This is a genomic window from Bilifractor sp. LCP21S3_A7, from assembly GCF_052118825.1.
GTDB lineage: Bacteria > Bacillota > Clostridia > Lachnospirales > Lachnospiraceae > Bilifractor.
The window spans coordinates 35,483-49,928 of record NZ_JBQKGL010000012.1; the positions used below are offsets into that span (position 1 = coordinate 35,483).

At 44.9% G+C, this 14,446-nt stretch carries 23 protein-coding genes; 6 read left to right on the top strand and 17 right to left on the bottom strand.

The genetic code is table 11. From position 1 onward, the window contains the following. Positions 1 to 153: 153 nt before the first annotated feature. The 3 genes from ACTQ1O_RS11200 to ACTQ1O_RS11210 form a co-directional block, all read right to left on the bottom strand. Positions 154 to 378, bottom strand: coding sequence for a winged helix-turn-helix transcriptional regulator (locus tag ACTQ1O_RS11200; protein WP_441487321.1), 225 nt, complete (start codon positions 376 to 378; stop codon positions 154 to 156). Positions 379 to 472: 94 nt separating this feature from the next. Next, the gene (locus tag ACTQ1O_RS11205) at positions 473 to 1,102 is read right to left on the bottom strand and encodes a flavodoxin family protein (protein ID WP_441487322.1); all 630 of its coding nucleotides are present in this window, start codon (positions 1,100 to 1,102) and stop codon (positions 473 to 475) included. 199 nt (positions 1,103 to 1,301) lie between these two features. After that, the gene (locus ACTQ1O_RS11210) at positions 1,302 to 1,511 is read right to left on the bottom strand and encodes a hypothetical protein (protein WP_441487323.1); all 210 of its coding nucleotides are present in this window, start codon (positions 1,509 to 1,511) and stop codon (positions 1,302 to 1,304) included. Between the two features lie 92 nt (positions 1,512 to 1,603). On the opposite strand from ACTQ1O_RS11210, the gene ACTQ1O_RS11215 reads away from it, so the two are divergent. Further along, a complete protein-coding gene (locus tag ACTQ1O_RS11215) occupies positions 1,604 to 1,789 on the top strand; it encodes a ferredoxin (RefSeq protein ID WP_441487324.1) in 186 nt (61 codons plus the stop codon). A 319-nt stretch (positions 1,790 to 2,108) separates the two neighbouring features. Here the strand turns inward: ACTQ1O_RS11215 and ACTQ1O_RS11220 are convergent, their stop codons facing one another. Together ACTQ1O_RS11220 and ACTQ1O_RS11225 are read right to left on the bottom strand one after the other, a co-directional pair. After that, positions 2,109 to 2,276: a hypothetical protein gene (locus ACTQ1O_RS11220; protein ID WP_441487325.1), complete on the bottom strand. Its 168-nt coding sequence runs from the start codon at positions 2,274 to 2,276 to the stop codon at positions 2,109 to 2,111. A 39-nt stretch (positions 2,277 to 2,315) separates the two neighbouring features. Next, positions 2,316 to 2,960 carry a nitroreductase gene (locus ACTQ1O_RS11225; RefSeq protein WP_441487385.1) on the bottom strand — a complete coding sequence of 215 codons (645 nt, stop codon included), beginning with the start codon at positions 2,958 to 2,960 and terminating at the stop codon, positions 2,316 to 2,318. On the opposite strand from ACTQ1O_RS11225, the gene ACTQ1O_RS11230 reads away from it, so the two are divergent. Continuing rightward, positions 2,956 to 3,336 carry a TetR/AcrR family transcriptional regulator C-terminal domain-containing protein gene (locus tag ACTQ1O_RS11230; protein WP_441487386.1) on the top strand — a complete coding sequence of 127 codons (381 nt, stop codon included), beginning with the start codon at positions 2,956 to 2,958 and terminating at the stop codon, positions 3,334 to 3,336. The genes ACTQ1O_RS11225 and ACTQ1O_RS11230 overlap by 5 nt on opposite strands. A 130-nt stretch (positions 3,337 to 3,466) precedes the next feature. On the opposite strand, the gene ACTQ1O_RS11235 is transcribed toward ACTQ1O_RS11230, so the two are convergent. From ACTQ1O_RS11235 to ACTQ1O_RS11260, 6 genes are all read right to left on the bottom strand, one after another. Continuing rightward, complete coding sequence (locus tag ACTQ1O_RS11235; RefSeq protein ID WP_441487326.1) at positions 3,467 to 3,982, bottom strand: pyridoxamine 5'-phosphate oxidase family protein; 516 nt, start codon at positions 3,980 to 3,982, stop codon at positions 3,467 to 3,469. Next, complete coding sequence (locus tag ACTQ1O_RS11240) at positions 3,975 to 4,124, bottom strand: type II toxin-antitoxin system RelB/DinJ family antitoxin (RefSeq protein WP_441487327.1); 150 nt, start codon at positions 4,122 to 4,124, stop codon at positions 3,975 to 3,977. The genes ACTQ1O_RS11235 and ACTQ1O_RS11240 overlap by 8 nt, the downstream gene beginning before the upstream one ends. A gap of 268 nt (positions 4,125 to 4,392) precedes the next feature. Then, the gene (locus ACTQ1O_RS11245; RefSeq protein WP_441487328.1) at positions 4,393 to 5,058 is read right to left on the bottom strand and encodes a B3/B4 domain-containing protein; all 666 of its coding nucleotides are present in this window, start codon (positions 5,056 to 5,058) and stop codon (positions 4,393 to 4,395) included. A gap of 59 nt (positions 5,059 to 5,117) precedes the next feature. Next, positions 5,118 to 6,317 carry an ATP-binding protein gene (locus ACTQ1O_RS11250; protein WP_441487329.1) on the bottom strand — a complete coding sequence of 400 codons (1,200 nt, stop codon included), beginning with the start codon at positions 6,315 to 6,317 and terminating at the stop codon, positions 5,118 to 5,120. A gap of 54 nt (positions 6,318 to 6,371) precedes the next feature. Beyond that, positions 6,372 to 6,506: a helix-turn-helix domain-containing protein gene (locus tag ACTQ1O_RS11255; protein ID WP_441487330.1), complete on the bottom strand. Its 135-nt coding sequence runs from the start codon at positions 6,504 to 6,506 to the stop codon at positions 6,372 to 6,374. A 1-nt stretch (position 6,507) separates the two neighbouring features. Then, a complete protein-coding gene (locus ACTQ1O_RS11260; RefSeq protein WP_441487331.1) occupies positions 6,508 to 6,753 on the bottom strand; it encodes a hypothetical protein in 246 nt (81 codons plus the stop codon). A 313-nt stretch (positions 6,754 to 7,066) separates the two neighbouring features. Here ACTQ1O_RS11260 and ACTQ1O_RS11265 point away from each other — a divergent pair, with 313 nt between their 5' ends. The 4 genes from ACTQ1O_RS11265 (at position 7,067) to ACTQ1O_RS11280 (ending at position 10,656) form a co-directional block, all read left to right on the top strand. Then, entirely contained in the window at positions 7,067 to 7,606 is a 540-nt protein-coding gene (locus ACTQ1O_RS11265; RefSeq protein ID WP_441487332.1) for a nitroreductase, read from the top strand. A gap of 59 nt (positions 7,607 to 7,665) precedes the next feature. Then, on the top strand, positions 7,666 to 9,027 hold the full coding sequence (locus ACTQ1O_RS11270; RefSeq protein WP_441487333.1) for an MATE family efflux transporter: 1,362 nt from the start codon (positions 7,666 to 7,668) through the stop codon (positions 9,025 to 9,027). Next, positions 9,027 to 10,358: an MATE family efflux transporter gene (locus tag ACTQ1O_RS11275; RefSeq protein ID WP_441476247.1), complete on the top strand. Its 1,332-nt coding sequence runs from the start codon at positions 9,027 to 9,029 to the stop codon at positions 10,356 to 10,358. Before ACTQ1O_RS11270 ends, ACTQ1O_RS11275 begins: the two co-directional genes overlap by 1 nt. 97 nt (positions 10,359 to 10,455) lie before the next feature. Beyond that, a complete protein-coding gene (locus ACTQ1O_RS11280; RefSeq protein ID WP_441487334.1) occupies positions 10,456 to 10,656 on the top strand; it encodes a hypothetical protein in 201 nt (66 codons plus the stop codon). Positions 10,657 to 10,667: 11 nt separating this feature from the next. Here the strand turns inward: ACTQ1O_RS11280 and ACTQ1O_RS11285 are convergent, their stop codons facing one another. The 6 genes from ACTQ1O_RS11285 to ACTQ1O_RS11310 all read right to left on the bottom strand — a co-directional run bounded on the left by ACTQ1O_RS11285 (position 10,668) and on the right by ACTQ1O_RS11310 (position 14,438). Next, a complete protein-coding gene (locus tag ACTQ1O_RS11285; RefSeq protein ID WP_441487387.1) occupies positions 10,668 to 10,943 on the bottom strand; it encodes an Rrf2 family transcriptional regulator in 276 nt (91 codons plus the stop codon). Next, positions 10,894 to 11,106, bottom strand: coding sequence for an Rrf2 family transcriptional regulator (locus ACTQ1O_RS11290; protein WP_441487335.1), 213 nt, complete (start codon positions 11,104 to 11,106; stop codon positions 10,894 to 10,896). The genes ACTQ1O_RS11285 and ACTQ1O_RS11290 overlap by 50 nt, the downstream gene beginning before the upstream one ends. 108 nt (positions 11,107 to 11,214) lie before the next feature. Continuing rightward, positions 11,215 to 11,802 carry a LysE family transporter gene (locus ACTQ1O_RS11295; protein ID WP_441487336.1) on the bottom strand — a complete coding sequence of 196 codons (588 nt, stop codon included), beginning with the start codon at positions 11,800 to 11,802 and terminating at the stop codon, positions 11,215 to 11,217. Between the two features lie 103 nt (positions 11,803 to 11,905). Further along, a complete protein-coding gene (locus ACTQ1O_RS11300; protein WP_441487337.1) occupies positions 11,906 to 12,805 on the bottom strand; it encodes a LysR family transcriptional regulator in 900 nt (299 codons plus the stop codon). A gap of 195 nt (positions 12,806 to 13,000) precedes the next feature. Next, positions 13,001 to 13,876, bottom strand: coding sequence for a DUF5131 family protein (locus ACTQ1O_RS11305; protein ID WP_441487338.1), 876 nt, complete (start codon positions 13,874 to 13,876; stop codon positions 13,001 to 13,003). A gap of 25 nt (positions 13,877 to 13,901) precedes the next feature. Next, entirely contained in the window at positions 13,902 to 14,438 is a 537-nt protein-coding gene (locus tag ACTQ1O_RS11310) for a 3'-5' exonuclease (protein ID WP_441487339.1), read from the bottom strand. Between the last annotated feature and the right edge of the window lie 8 nt (positions 14,439 to 14,446).

A 14,446-nucleotide genomic window follows, 5' to 3' on the forward strand; every position in this document is an offset into this window, starting at 1 on the left:
CAATACAGGAGTCTACAAACACTTTTTTCCAAAAATCAATCCCGTGATCAACCATCCTATTGGAGCCATGATGATCAATCCGGACATTTTGCTCCATGAGACATCTAATTTAAAGACTAACCAAGGATTCGTACTGATTGTATGACTTGAATTTCAGGCAGGAAAGTTTTCGCCAGTCGTACTTGCCTGTCTTTGATTCATAAAATCAATATATTCATTCCCCAAAACTTCAAGTACGGCAAGCACTTTCTCAAATTTATGACCGATCTTGCTCAGTTCATACTCAACTTTTGGTGGAATTTCAGAATACACCCGGCACACGATCAAACCGTCCTTTTCCAACGCTTTGAGCTGGCGCGATAAAGTGGTATGTGTCATGTCCTCCGGCATTCGGCGCTGAAGCTCGTTAAAGTGCACCGGTCCATCTTTTTAAAAGATACATAATGTACATAGACCATTTCCCTGTCAGCACCTATTTCAAGTCATCTCTGATGAAGTTTGTCCATGCGTGTTCTTCCTTTTCAGGCATGCCATACTCAGCCTTGCCAAGCGCTATACTCTTCATCAAAAATGTCATGTTCCTGGCAAGAACTCGCATATTGTAGAGTCCCTCCTTATCATAGGCAGCCTCACCCTTCTCCCTGCCGTGTATACTGTTCCAGTATTCACTGGAAGCCACCGGCATACCCGATATAGTGAAGTACTTATTCAACTCATCAAACGTAGCAGATAGGCCGCCTCGTCTCGCCACAACGACCGAAGCACCTACCTTCATCGTCTTGTCAAAGTGTGTACTGTAGAAAAGTCTGTCTAAGAATGCTATCAAGGTTGCATTTGCAGACGCATAATACACCGGGCTTGCTACCACAAGCCCATCAGCCGCCTCGAACTTCGGTGCAGCCTGATTGACCACATCATCGAAGACGCACTTGCCCTTAGTTCCGCAGGAGTTGCAGGCTATACAGCCTCTAATGTCCTGATTCCCGATGTTCAGGACTTCCACCTCCACACCTTCCTTCTCAAACACATTAACCATCTCGCCAAGAGCTATCGTTGTGTTGCCCTTAAGTCTGGGTGATGCATTTACAATTAGTACCTTCATCGTTGTTTTCCTCCTTAGCTTCATATTCTTTCCGAGTGATTGCACCAGCATCAAAAAGTCTTTTGTACTTAAAGAATTTCATCCGCAAAGAGTGAAATTGAATACGGGTGCATTAACATCTTTACTGATGGCAGCGCACACGGCATTTTATTTACGCGAACAGTGAGCCGCAGCCGAATGCGAAGTATTCGGCTGCGGCTCACTGTTCGCGTAGATAAAAATTGACGACGATGTTCACGCTGCCGGATTCCACAAGCCCAATCTCGCTGATAGAGGATCCCGCCCGGAAAACTATCTCATCTTTTTTAAATTTGCGCTCTTTCGCGCCCAGGCAGCTAAGCAGTTCCGAAATTTCGTTCTCGCTGATACCATGAAACAGCGGCGTGTTCGTCAGAAAAAAAGTATTCATAATAATCATCCTTACGTTGTTGCAACAACATACGCGTTGTTTCGATTTTAGTATAATCAGAGCAGAAAATCAAGAACAGGGAGGATCACACAATGAAGTATGTTGTAAATGACGGATGCATCGGCTGCGGCCTGTGCGCTAGTACCTGCCCGGAGGTGTTCTCCATAGGCGACGAAGGCGTTGCCGTCGCCATTCAAACCGAAGTCCCGGAAGAAGCGCTTAAGTGCGCGGCGGAAGCCAAGGATGGTTGCCCCGTGGGTGCCATCGAAGAAGTATAAATCTGGTGGAGCATTACAACATTGCCCCCATCACCACGCCGGAAGAGGATCTGAAGACGATACTTGGATAAGATTTTTCACAATCTTTTCTCTTGAAAAGACTATAAAATTTCCGGGAAACACACATTTTTTGCCCTGCAAGCCGCAAACTTGCAGGGCGTTTCTATGTACGCGCCGCAGGGCTTGCTCCTACGGTGCATTTTTCGTTTTAGCGTTCAATGTCATAGCTGCGTTGATTGGGATTTCGGCGAGGGTGGTTGTTTCGCTTCGTCTCCGCCTCAAGCTCCCGATTTCCCCAAGAAGCCATTTCGCTCTTGCATTAATCTGAGAGAGCACTAATCGGGAACTTGAAGTCGATCTCATCTACGATGCGCTCGTTTGTCTTTTTGTCCGGATATATCGTTATACTTTCTATGAAGTTCTGGAAGAATATCTGCACCATAACATCGATAAAGCTCTCAAAGTCAAGCTGCTGTTCTTGAGTCATATTAAGCCCTTCATCATTCCCATCAATACTTAATACACTTTACTGTTTTATAGTTAAAATCTCCTCTAACGGAAGACGCGTTGATGCAAGCCCGTTCAGATTGTCTTCCGACGCATAACCCAAAGCAATTCCCATAATGATCTCTTCATCATCCGATACAGAAAGAAGCGGACGAAGTTCCGCAGGGAACTTGACGATCTCATACGCCGGGATCGAATCCACACCATGATCCTTTGCCGCCAGCATCAAAGTCATACCAAAGGCTCTAAGATCGTAAATCGGCCATCCCGTATGGTCTTTCCCAAGGGTCAGATAAACCAACGCCGGTGCATCAAACAGCTTTTCGTTCATATTCAGAAAATGTACAATGTCCGGATCTCCGGTATAATCTGCAATGTAGCTCATAAAATCTGCCATGTTCTTCTGGCTGCGTTCTGAAAAATTGGTTCGATGGCCTGTCGGCATATCCGGCGATCCCTTAATCTTATCCGCATACTTCGCAATCCAGATCTTCTTAATTTTTCTCAGAGTCTCTCCTGTCGCGATATACACATTCCAGGGTTGGCTGTTTTCCCATGACGGAGTACGCTGCGCAGTACGAACAATATCTTTCAGTACTTCAACCGGGATTTCCGTTTCCTTAAAACATCTTACTGAATGCCTTTTGTTTACGACTTCTTTGATATGCCAGTCCGCCTATGATACGGATATTCTTGACCTTGATTCCGCCGCAAGAGCGCTGGATCAGATGAAGAAAGATATCATCTTTTACAAAAGGGCTTACGAAGATAATTCACAGGAACCGATGTGGCATTATATGCTGGAATACTTTGTAACTCACTATACTCAGCTTGCCATTAGCATCACTCATAATGACATACTCGATCCGAGAATCAAATATAGTATACGGCTTTACTGCTATGGCACACTTGGCATGACCAGAGAATGGGTTTTAGACGACAACATCACTCCTGCCAGAACAGCCGCTGCAATGATGTATGATGCTATGCCTGAATCATTGAAAAATATTTACTTCAAGAAAAAAGAAAAGAGCTACTAATGCTTTTTCGCATCAGTAGCTCTTACTGTTGGTTCCGTATGATATTATGTTGGTTATTTCTTGTCCTGCTCTATCTGGGCATCCTTGATTCTGTAGTAGTCTTCCATCTTCAGATTCAGATGCACATTCATTAATGACCCCTCTTCCATATCTGCCTGCTGCCAAATCCGTCTTTCTTGAAATCTGAATTCAGGCAGGTGATCTCTATCGGCATGATCTTCAAAAGCCACATAGGCTCTTTAAGTTTCTTCAATGCTTGCAGCGGTATCTTTCTGAACTCCGCGACATTCTTATATTCATCGGAGAACGGCTCAACTAACTCCACTGTTCCTTCGATCTGCAGTGACCTAAGTCCGCCAAAGGAAGCACTCGTCTCGAAGACCGCTGCCGCAATATGCTTATTCTCCTTCAAGGCTTTGAACTTGAGCCCGCCTTCGGTGAAGATCCAAAGTGCTCCCGCATACCAACTGTACTCAAGCGGCGTGCAGCGAATAAAATCCTTCGTGGCCGTTGCCAGGGCAAGAATCTTATGGGATGATAAGAACTCGTCTATCCAGCTATACAGAGCATCATCATCCAGCTTCTTTTCGGTTTCATCTTTTCGAGTCCAGAAGGACTCAGCCTGTGCGTACTGTTCGTCAGTCATTTATTCTTCCTCCTTCCCTGATCGTTGTTCTGAGAAACATATTGATCGCCGTGGTCATGTTCAGACCCAGCTCAGAAAAAATCCTGCCGGCCTGGTCTATTATTTCTTTCTCGGTTCTGATATTCAAATCCGCAGTCGGCATAATATTCATCTCCATTCTGTCTATATAATATGCGTTTACTCGTCTACTATCAATACGTTGTCTCCGGCACAATGCTGTCTGCCATGTAAGAAAGCTTCTCCATCTCTTTGCGGATGACACGGATGTAATTTAAGGCAACATCAGGTACCAACAGAGTCTCAGCTATGTTATTTTTGATCTCATAAAGGTCTGCTTCCGCATCCGGTGTGACGATGATTTCTTTTGCTTATCCTTTCTTTTTTTTCATGTCTGATCAACAAATCCGACTTTATACAATCCAATGTTCTGCATTCTCGGCTCCGGCAAACCTTTCAAATGCATCTTCTGCATCACAGAGCAGTGTGTCGAGATCAATGTTGTTTTCAAAACAGTAGATTACAACAAGAATGTCCGTTGCAGAGTCAGTGACCATCGCCCTCGTAGAATCAGACATGGAGGACCCGAAGATTCCTTCATCATCCGCCAGCACAAGCATGTTCTCCATATCCAGAAAATCCTTGCCGATCCCTGTATAACCTTCGCCATGTTCCGCTTTGCGCAGCTTGATCGCACCATGAATCTGGCCGAGATCATATGACCCGACAGACAGGCCGCTTTTCACAGAGATCAGGTTATTCACATCGACGACAGAATTGATGTGGTACAGTTCATCCCCACGGCGAACTCTGCGAATCAAAGCTTCAGATGAAACTCTATAGCGGCCCGGGTTTCTGCCAAAAGCCTTATAAGCCGAACGGCTGCCCTTTATGCCCGGAATATCGCTCCACTCTTTTCCTTCCACGCAACTTCTCACCTGCGGCAGGACTTCCGCATTCATATAATCCCAAAAACAATCATACGGCGCTTTCACATTTGCATGGAATCGTAAGATCCCAAGTCTGATCTCCGGATAGACGCTGAACAATTCCTTATCGATAGTCACATCATATTTCATATGTAATCTCTCCTTGCCAAATCTTCGATTTGCTTAATTCCATCACTCTCTTGCTGCCTTTATTCAATCTTCAGCAGCCAGTCTGATAAATTATGGATTTTAATGCCTTCATAATCATAGGTCTCATGCCCGGTATTGGCCAGAATAAGCTTAGGATACGCATCTTTGATCTTAAGCAGGGGATCATACTCACGTTCAAAGGTCTCCGGCCGCGATATATCGTCACTTACCTGGATATACATCTTTTCATCGCCGCGGACTGCAACAAAATCCACTTCTTTCTGATACAGCTTTCCAACGTACACCTCGAAGCCGCGCCGCATCAGTTCGATGCAGACAATATTTTTATACATACGGCCATAATCAAGATTTCGCCTGCCAAGTCTGGCAAAGCGTATGCCGGTATCGCTCAGATAGTATTTTGCGGAAGTCTTCAGATATTTCTTTCCGCGAATGTCATATCGGCGTACGCCATAGAAAACATACGCATCGCACAGATATCTGATATAGTTTCCGACAGTCTTATGATTGGTTGCGACCGCATTTGCCGTCAGTGTATCACTGATATTGTTGGGGGATGTCAGATTAGATACATTATCCATCATGAACTCTGCCAGATGCTCCAGCATCGTTGTATCCGGCAGATGATATTTCGTGACCAGATCCCGGTTGATGATCGTATCGTAAACGTCTCTGATATAGTTTGTCCGATCTCTCTCCGTACGGTATTCATAGGAGCCCGCCAGACCGCCCTTGATCACATATTCATCGAAGAGCTTTGCTTTGTCCTGTTCCTCTGCATAGTAGCGGCAGAATTCCGCAAAGCTGAACGGGAAAACATGGATCTCAATATAGCGCCCTGTAAACAGCGTCGTCAAATCGGAGCTTAGAAGAAACGCGTTGGAACCGGTGATATAGAGATCATATTTCCGGGAAGAATGCAGGCTGTTGATCGCAAGCTCAAATTTCTCGCACAGCTGCACTTCATCCACGAATACATAGTTCTGTTTTCCGGCAGCATAATGGCCTTCAATGTAATTATACAGAGCATGATATTCCTTTAATCCTTCATATTTCAGGTCAAAAAAATCCACAAAGATAATATTGGCCTCCGGCTGCATCTCTCTGATTCTGCGGATATAAGCTTTCATCAATTCAGACTTGCCGCTGCGGCGCACTCCGGTAATGATCTTGATATCCGGGGTCCCCATAAGATCAAGAAGCCGCTGCATATATTCTTGTCTTTCAATATATTTCATACTGTCACTTCCGAAATTGAATTTTTTTTAAAGTTTCGCACCTGTGTTCGCAGTTTACCCTGTATTGCCCTGCTTGTCAATATGAGAAGGCCTTTCGGCCTGTTTCAGGTCAAGCCGGAACTTAAACAGGCTTTCAATCAGCTTTGTTCTGATGTAGTCCTCCATATCAGAGTTATAATAGCCGTTCATCTTAGAGAAGTAGCGGATATATCCGGCATTCCGCCGCGGCTGCTTTAAGCTTCACAGCATTCCAGTCCAAAGATGACGCCAGCTCTTTCAGAAGATCGTTCTGTTCTTTTCTTCTATGCAGGCCACGCCGCTGAGTATCAATGATTTTCCCAAAAGCCAAACTATCACCTTTATTAACCAGTTCCGGGATATTTGCAACGGATACGCCAAGACTTCGCAGAAGCGAAATCTTTTCAATAAAAGTCAAAATCAAAGAGCAACATAACGTAATTCTATATTTTCTATCTTTCCTTACGCGATGATTGACTTGAGTTTCCGTAAACTGCAATAAAGAATAGATATGAAAGTTGTGTATATTCAACACAACAGATTTAGAGTTTCGTGAATAAGGCAGCGAAAACTCAAGAAGATTGACGCTTGACAGTTTCCTGAAAGTTCGCTACAATAATAAACGCAAAATTTAGTGGACTTTTCCGGATTCGATCATCTTTTTGCCACACAACTGTCTTGTGATAGTTGTGTGGCTTTTTTGTTGCCTGTATCTCGGAAGTATTAGCAGAATGGAGGACTATATCTTTATGGAAAAAAATTTTTTGTCTCTTATCAAGACGCGCCGTAGTGTACGGGCTTATAAATCGGAACCCGTCCCTTCCAAGGCTTTGGACGCTGTACTGGAAGCAGGGACTTACGCTCCTACCGGCGGAGGACATCAATCTCCAACCATCATTGCAATTACAGACCCCAAATATAGGCGGGAGATTGCAAAACTAAACGCAGAAGTGATGGGGAGCAACACAGACCCTTATTATGGCGCACCTGTCGTAATTCTGGTTTTGGCAGATGGCTCCGCAAGCACCTTTGTTGAGGACGGAAGCTGCGTCCTTGAAAATATGATGCTCGCTGCCCATGCCCTTGGCCTGGGAACCGTATGGGTACATCGGGAACGTGAGATTTTTGACAGTGAAAGCGGCAAGGCTCTTCTGCGGGAGTGGAAGCTACCGGAAACCTTGCGTGGCGTCGGGGCGATTGCATTGGGTTATCCGGCCCAGGAAGCCGGTCAGCCCGCAGCACGCAAACAAAACTATATTGTTCGGATTTAATGTTCCGCTGTCTGGCGCAATTTTTTTGCACCGGACAATTTGTGGAGAGGAGGGAAAGTATGCAGACCAATAATAAAATGGCGGTTGCTCCTGTTGGAAGGCTCATTTGGCAAATGTCATTACCGCCGCTAATCTCCATGTTCCTGCAATATTCCTATAATCTGATAGACAGTGCGTTTATAGCGCGGTTGAGTGAGAATGCACTAACGGCTGTTTCTCTGTCATTCCCGATTACAACACTGATGAATGCTGCGTCTATCTGGATCGGTGTCGGCGTGAATGTACTGATTGCAGGGTATCTTGGGGAGAAAAAGCAGGATGAGGCAAATACCACCGTCACACATGGATTGTTACTGGCCTTTGGAATTGGTGCTTTGCTCAATCTTCTGTCATTACTGATTATGAAACCCTACTTTGGGGCATTCACCAATAATGAAGAAATTTATCAGTTGAGTCTTGACTATATGAGCGTATGTTCGTTCATGCAAATTCCAAACATGGTGCATATCGCAATCCAGAAGATGATACAGGCTACTGGGAACATGGTTGCGCCTATGTGGTTCCAGATTGCAGGAGTGGTCGTTAATTTTGTATTTGACCCACTCCTAATTTTTGGTATTGGTGTTTTTCCAGCTATGGGAATCCGTGGCGCTGCGGTGGCTACTGTTGCGGGCTATTTGTTATCCATGATTTTGGCATTTGCCTTGCTGCTGGGCAAAAAGCAGAAAGTGCAGATAAAGATCAAAGGATTTCATTTGCAAAAGTGGCTGATTGACCGTATTTTCACCCTTGGACTGCCGTCTTTTATTATGAATGCCCTTAGTTCTTTTATGGTGACTTTTGTAAACTTTTTCCTGGTCGCCTATTCCGATACGGCAATCGCTTTCTTCGGTGCGTATTTTAAGGTGCAGCAGTTGATTGTCATGACGGTCAACGGGCTGATCCAGGGCTGTCTTCCTATTATGCGGTTTAACTACGGTGCGGGAAACAGAGATAGGCTGCACTCTGCTTTCCGCTACGGAACCGCTTTGGTCTCCGGTATGATGATACTGGGAACATTGACCGTCATTCTCTTTCCGGCGCAGCTTTTGGGATTATTTACGGCGTCGGAAGCCATGCGCTCCTTTGGAATATCCGCTATGCGGATAATGGCGGCAAGCTATCTGTTTTGCGGCCTTTCCACCATGATTTCCACCTATTTTCAGGCCACAGAAAAAGTAGGCTTCAGCATGACAATCCAATTATGCAGGCAGATGCTTTTCCTTGTTCCCGCCTTATGGTGTCTGGACAGATTGTTCCATCTGAACGGGATCTGGCTTGCATTTCCGGTTGCTGAAACCGCCACTTTTCTCGTTGCGCTTGTGATGATGGCATGGCATCGCCGCAAAATATCTCATAAGGTATTCCAAGGAGGAAAATGATGAATGACACTTTCATGAAAGAAAAACCGGTATTACCGCTGATTTTATCCATGACCCTGCCTATGGTTTTATCCATGCTGGTTAATTCTCTATACAACATTATCGACAGCTTTTTCGTCGCACAGATTAGCGAGGAAGCTATGACGGCGTTATCACTGGTTTACCCGGTTCAAAATTTTATCAATGCTGTTGGAATTGGATATGGCGTTGGAATCAACGCCGTAATCGCCTTTTATTTGGGCGCTGGGGATCATGAAAAAGCGGATCAGGCCGCCACGCAGGGACTTGTGCTTGCCGTGATTCATGGCGTTGTTATGACAGTCTGCTGTATTACGATCATGCCGGTTTTCCTGCGGATGTTCACTTCATCTGAAGCGGTCATTGAACTTGGCGTCCGCTATTCTGTCGTTGCGTTCGCCTTTACACTCATTGTTACCGTCAGCATGGTGTTTGAGAAATTGTTCCAGGCAGTAGGAAACATGAAAACGACCATGATAAGCCTGATGTGCGGTTGCATCACAAACATTGTCTTAGATCCCGTTCTGATTTTTGGCTATGGCCTATTCCCGGAAATGGGAATCGAAGGCGCTGCACTGGCAACCGGCATTGGGCAGACTCTGACGCTTGCGATTTACCTTGTAGTCTATCTTGTGCGGCCAATTCGCGTGCATATTCGCAGGCAGTACATTCTGCCCAGCAAAAAGATGGTAATAAAGCTATACTCCATCGGCATTCCCGCAACCCTGAATCTTGCGCTTCCGTCTCTTTTGATTTCGGCGCTCAATGCGATTTTGGCGGCATATTCCGAAGTGTATATTCTGGTTTTAGGAATCTATTACAAATTGCAGACCTTTATCTATCTGCCAGCGAATGGCATTGTGCAGGGGATGCGCCCCCTGATTGGCTATAACTACGGCGCGGGGGAGCACAAACGGGTCAGCCAGATTTATCAGATCGTTTTGTGCATGAGTGGCATCATTATGGTGTTTGGGACAGTAATATGTCTGCTGATCCCCGGACAGTTGATGGGGCTGTTTACCCACACAAAAGCGACGATTCAGGCCGGGGAAACCGCCTTACGCATCATCGGGGCCGGGTTTATCGTCTCTGCGGTTTCTGTTACATCTTCCGGCGCATTGGAGGGACTTGGGAAAGGAACTCCCTCCTTACTGATTTCCCTTTGCCGGTATGTAGTGGTCATCATCCCGGCTGCGTTTTTACTCAGCAGGTTTTTCGGAGCGGTTGGCGTCTGGAATGCGTTTTGGATCACGGAAGCGATTACTGCGATCATTTCCCTTGTCATTTACCGCAAGGCAATCACAGGCCCGTGACGGCGGCCCGAAAGCCATGTACAACGTCCTTACTCCACCGCGACGGATAAATTCCTGCTTCTCTAAGATGAGCAGCTATCGTATAAATGACATCAAGATGCTTATGAACTACGGCTATGATGCCGTCAACTGTTTTACACTGATCCTCTGCGGAGAATCCGATCTCAACGGAACCCTGTGGCGTCCTGTCCATGAAGCACTCCGACAGAGGATCACTGTCCATTACAACTATCAGGGACTCTCTGACGAGGAGGCTGCGTCATACATCATCCATAAGTTTGACACCATGATGGCTTAGAGACATTTTTACTATTCATTCTTTAGTTCATTTTGAATATTCGTCATCACATCGGCAAGGGTAATCTTTCTCATTTCATCTTCCATGCACCGCTGGACTCTTTTCAATTTTGAATCCATCGCCTTATGAATATTTCTGCCTATCGGACATTCCGGATTCGGATTCTCATGAAAGTGAAACAGTCCTTCATCTTTTACGCTGTCTACAGCCTTGTAAACATCATAGAAGGTGATCTCATCAGGAGTTTTTGTTAAAGATATCCCGCTTTTGCCCTGACTGATGCTTATAAGTCCCCCCTTCTTTGAGGTCTCCCATGACGTTTCTGACTATGACAGGATTTACACCTATGCTGCTCGCCAGAATATTGCTGGTCACTTTTTCATCTTTGCCCAGATAATCTATAACCGCAAGAAGATGGACTCCTATTGTGAACTTACTTGAGATTTGCATAGCATCGCCTCCATCTTGTAATATATGAAATTACAGGAGAAAAAGTCAATGCAGGTAACAAGAATCGTTATTCACTTACAACGCTGATTCTTTCTTTTATGTGCTTGCTTACGTTTGCAACATACTCCATATGCATTCAAGCAAAGTCAGTGCCAGAATGATATTGATAATCCGGTAATGCTTTATGTAAAATTTCTGTATCAGAAGTCCGGCATCGATCCAAGTTGAAGTTGCAATCGTCCCGATCGTTGCAATCAAAAGTTCAAAGCCGATCAGAACCCACAGAGCCTTACTATATGGGGTAATGAACCCTGTCAGCGCTGTAATCCCGAACATATAGATCTTAATATTCACAAACTGCAGCAGGAATCCTTTCATGAATGAGGCTGATTCCTGCTCTTCGCTGGATTCCGGCTTGCTTATGGCAATATGGATCGCAAGCCAAAGAATATAAGCAGCTCCGATATACTTCATGATCTGCAAAGCATCAGGAAGAAATGTCCCTATTCCGTACACAAAAACGGCACAGATAATCTGAACCACATAGTAGCCTGTGAATATTCCAAAAAAGAGCGGCTTTCCTTTCTTCCACCCGTAATTGGTCACTGTATTGAGTGCCAGTATGTTACCGGGCCCCGGTGTAAATGCATTTACAATCGCATATACTAAAAAATTAGTCAGCACATATCCCGGCATAATCAAATCTCCTTTCGCAGCATTGATGTTATCATACCGCAAAACGGAGATTTATAGGTAACACTTATTTTATATGCATTAACATAGTTTATATCTATGTATGCTATGGAGCATACTTTTTCAATGCATCCACATAAATCGATCCAAGTTCTGACAGAGTCTGACCCTTACAAAGCACATATCCAATATGCATTTTTTCCTTCTCCGCAAGCGGCACTGAAACAATTTGCCGTCCCTGCAGGTATTTCGGAAAGATTCCGCTCGATATGGTATATCCGTCAAGTCCAATCATCAGATTTACGATGGCAGCCCGGTCGCTGACACGGATTTCCTTCTCCGAAAGCTCCGTACTGAACGGTTCCTCTGAAAAATCAGCAGACTCATAGTTCCCCTGAAGAAAATTCAGTCTCGGATATGCCTTCAGTTCTTTCAGCGTGACAGATTTATTCCCGGCCAGAGGGTGTTTTGCCCGGAGGAAAACTTGCGGATCAGAAGAAAACAATTCATAAAAACTGAGTCCCATCTCATCCATCGTTTTTTGTAGAAACGTCTTATTTCTATCGCACAGATAGATAATGCCCAAATCACAGAAGCGATTCTTCACATCTTCTAATATCTGGTGAGTCTGGGTTTCATTAAGGATAAACTCAAATCGTTCCTGTCCAAACTTCTGAACCATCTCAACAAATGCATTTGCCGTGAAGGTATAATGCTGAGTTGATACACAGAAGCGCTGTTTCTCCGGCTTACTCAATATGAAGCGGTCTTCCAGAAGATTCATCTCCTGTATAACCTGCCTCGCGTATCCAAGGAATTCTACGCCTTCTTTCGTCAAGGCAATACCGCTGCGGCTTCTTGTGAATATCCCGAATCCAACTTCCTTTTCTGCTTCTTTTAATGCCGCTGACAAGCTGGGCTGTGATATATGAAGTTGTTTTGCTGTCTCAGTAATTGAACCGATCTCCGCGACAGCAACTATATATTTTAGAAATTGAATTGTCATAATCTCACCCTTGCAAATCTCAACTCAATCTTGCTGATAATGCGTCCGTTGTCCTTCTTTTCCGGATACAGCTCAATGCTCTCGATGAACGTCCTCATGAACTGCTTTTTCTCTAAGTCCGTCATCTTCTCATATTCGGAAATGTTTTCCCAATGCCCGCAGGCACGATAACGATTCGTGATTCAGTATATAATCTCAATTGCTTCCGCACTTTCCACATCTGCTGCATCCATTGCAGATAAGCCTCATTCCGCAATTCGTGCAACGTTCTCCAAAATACGGTTTGTACAGTCCTTCCTCCTCAAGCGGATATCCCCATTCATCGGTAAGGTGCCATTCCATCCGCCTTCCTTCAAAGCTGAGACCTGATTTGTACGCCTGCTCACTCTGAATGCTTCCTTCCAGCTTATAAAGCTTTCCGTCCTTCACAAATCTACGTCCGGTGCCGCAGAATACAAACGTTACATCATACGCTACGCATTCATCCCTCAGCGACTTTACCCATTCATAATGACACGGGCGGGCACCTCCGTAGTTTTCTCCGTCACAAAGAACCTGTTCGATCTGACACGCAGGGAGATATTTTCTAATGCTCACCGGACCGATATAGGGAGCACACATGATCCCTTTGTGCTTAAACGGCAGCTCCAGCAGTATCGGGATCCGTTCATCAGCTCTCTTCTGATTCTCACAGGTAACATTAAACATTACGTTTTCCCAGCCATCACCCCAGTTCCACGGAAGATGGTCTGCCACGCGTTCCGGCCGTTTTGTCAGCAGAAAGAACTTCACATCAGATCTTTGACGTATAATCTGCCAGGCTTCATCGCGCCAGGGATCTGCTTCTTCCAGAAAGAAATCTGAAGTCATACAAACCCGGATCGTTTCTCCTCTTTTCACCTTAAATGTTCCGTCACGGTATTTGGAAAGCGGATATTTAAACCCTGTTTTTGTCCTGTATATTTCAGATCCGTCCTTATCTCTCAGAGAATCCAGATAATACATGTAGCAGTTCTGGCAGCCCTCACTGCACTTTCTGCAGCCATGCCACGGGTTCCATATATCGTGCAATGGAGGTCACCTCACTTTCTCAAAACTATTTATTGAACGAGCATGTTCTGATAAACTGCCGGATATCCGCTCCACCTTCCAGATATCGAAGCAATATTTCCGCACATGCACGACTGTCGCTGTCTGCCTTATGGTGATCAAGACAAATACCATAATAGTCGCATAAGACATTCAGCTTATGACTCATACCCGGCAAAATCCGCCTGCCCATTTGTACTGTGCAAATATATCGCGCATATGGTTTCCACTTTATATCGTAATCACGCAGGCATTTTTTAAGCACATTCATATCAAATACAGCATTATGTGCCACCAAAAGTCCACACGACATCAATGGCTCTATTTTTGTCCAGAGCTCAGGAAAAGTCGGTGCATTCCTCACCGTCTCACTACCGATTCCTGTAAGCTGTGTATTGAATTGATCAAAGTAAGTTTCCGGATTAACCAGCGAATAAAACTCATCTGTGATCACCCCATCCTCTATCATGGTAATACCGATCGCGCTTATCCGGTTGCTCATACGGTTCGGCGTTTCAACATCAAAAACGGTAAATCCAGCCATATCCAAAT

Bases quoted from the DNA above. Each gene is read 5' to 3' on its own strand.
- ACTQ1O_RS11200 (WP_441487321.1), bottom strand. From the start codon at position 378: ATGACACATACCACTTTATCGCGCCAGCTCAAAGCGTTGGAAAAGGAC.
- ACTQ1O_RS11205 (WP_441487322.1), bottom strand. From the start codon at position 1,102: ATGAAGGTACTAATTGTAAATGCATCACCCAGACTTAAGGGCAACACA.
- ACTQ1O_RS11210 (WP_441487323.1), bottom strand. From the start codon at position 1,511: ATGAATACTTTTTTTCTGACGAACACGCCGCTGTTTCATGGTATCAGC.
- ACTQ1O_RS11215 (WP_441487324.1), top strand. From the start codon at position 1,604: ATGAAGTATGTTGTAAATGACGGATGCATCGGCTGCGGCCTGTGCGCT.
- ACTQ1O_RS11220 (WP_441487325.1), bottom strand. From the start codon at position 2,276: ATGACTCAAGAACAGCAGCTTGACTTTGAGAGCTTTATCGATGTTATG.
- ACTQ1O_RS11235 (WP_441487326.1), bottom strand. From the start codon at position 3,982: ATGACTGACGAACAGTACGCACAGGCTGAGTCCTTCTGGACTCGAAAA.
- ACTQ1O_RS11240 (WP_441487327.1), bottom strand. From the start codon at position 4,124: ATGCCGACTGCGGATTTGAATATCAGAACCGAGAAAGAAATAATAGAC.
- ACTQ1O_RS11245 (WP_441487328.1), bottom strand. From the start codon at position 5,058: ATGAAATATGATGTGACTATCGATAAGGAATTGTTCAGCGTCTATCCG.
- ACTQ1O_RS11250 (WP_441487329.1), bottom strand. From the start codon at position 6,317: ATGAAATATATTGAAAGACAAGAATATATGCAGCGGCTTCTTGATCTT.
- ACTQ1O_RS11255 (WP_441487330.1), bottom strand. From the start codon at position 6,506: ATGAACGGCTATTATAACTCTGATATGGAGGACTACATCAGAACAAAG.
- ACTQ1O_RS11265 (WP_441487332.1), top strand. From the start codon at position 7,067: ATGGAGGACTATATCTTTATGGAAAAAAATTTTTTGTCTCTTATCAAG.
- ACTQ1O_RS11270 (WP_441487333.1), top strand. From the start codon at position 7,666: ATGCAGACCAATAATAAAATGGCGGTTGCTCCTGTTGGAAGGCTCATT.
- ACTQ1O_RS11275 (WP_441476247.1), top strand. From the start codon at position 9,027: ATGAATGACACTTTCATGAAAGAAAAACCGGTATTACCGCTGATTTTA.
- ACTQ1O_RS11280 (WP_441487334.1), top strand. From the start codon at position 10,456: ATGCTTATGAACTACGGCTATGATGCCGTCAACTGTTTTACACTGATC.
- ACTQ1O_RS11290 (WP_441487335.1), bottom strand. From the start codon at position 11,106: ATGCAAATCTCAAGTAAGTTCACAATAGGAGTCCATCTTCTTGCGGTT.
- ACTQ1O_RS11295 (WP_441487336.1), bottom strand. From the start codon at position 11,802: ATGCCGGGATATGTGCTGACTAATTTTTTAGTATATGCGATTGTAAAT.
- ACTQ1O_RS11300 (WP_441487337.1), bottom strand. From the start codon at position 12,805: ATGACAATTCAATTTCTAAAATATATAGTTGCTGTCGCGGAGATCGGT.
- ACTQ1O_RS11310 (WP_441487339.1), bottom strand. From the start codon at position 14,438: ATGGCTGGATTTACCGTTTTTGATGTTGAAACGCCGAACCGTATGAGC.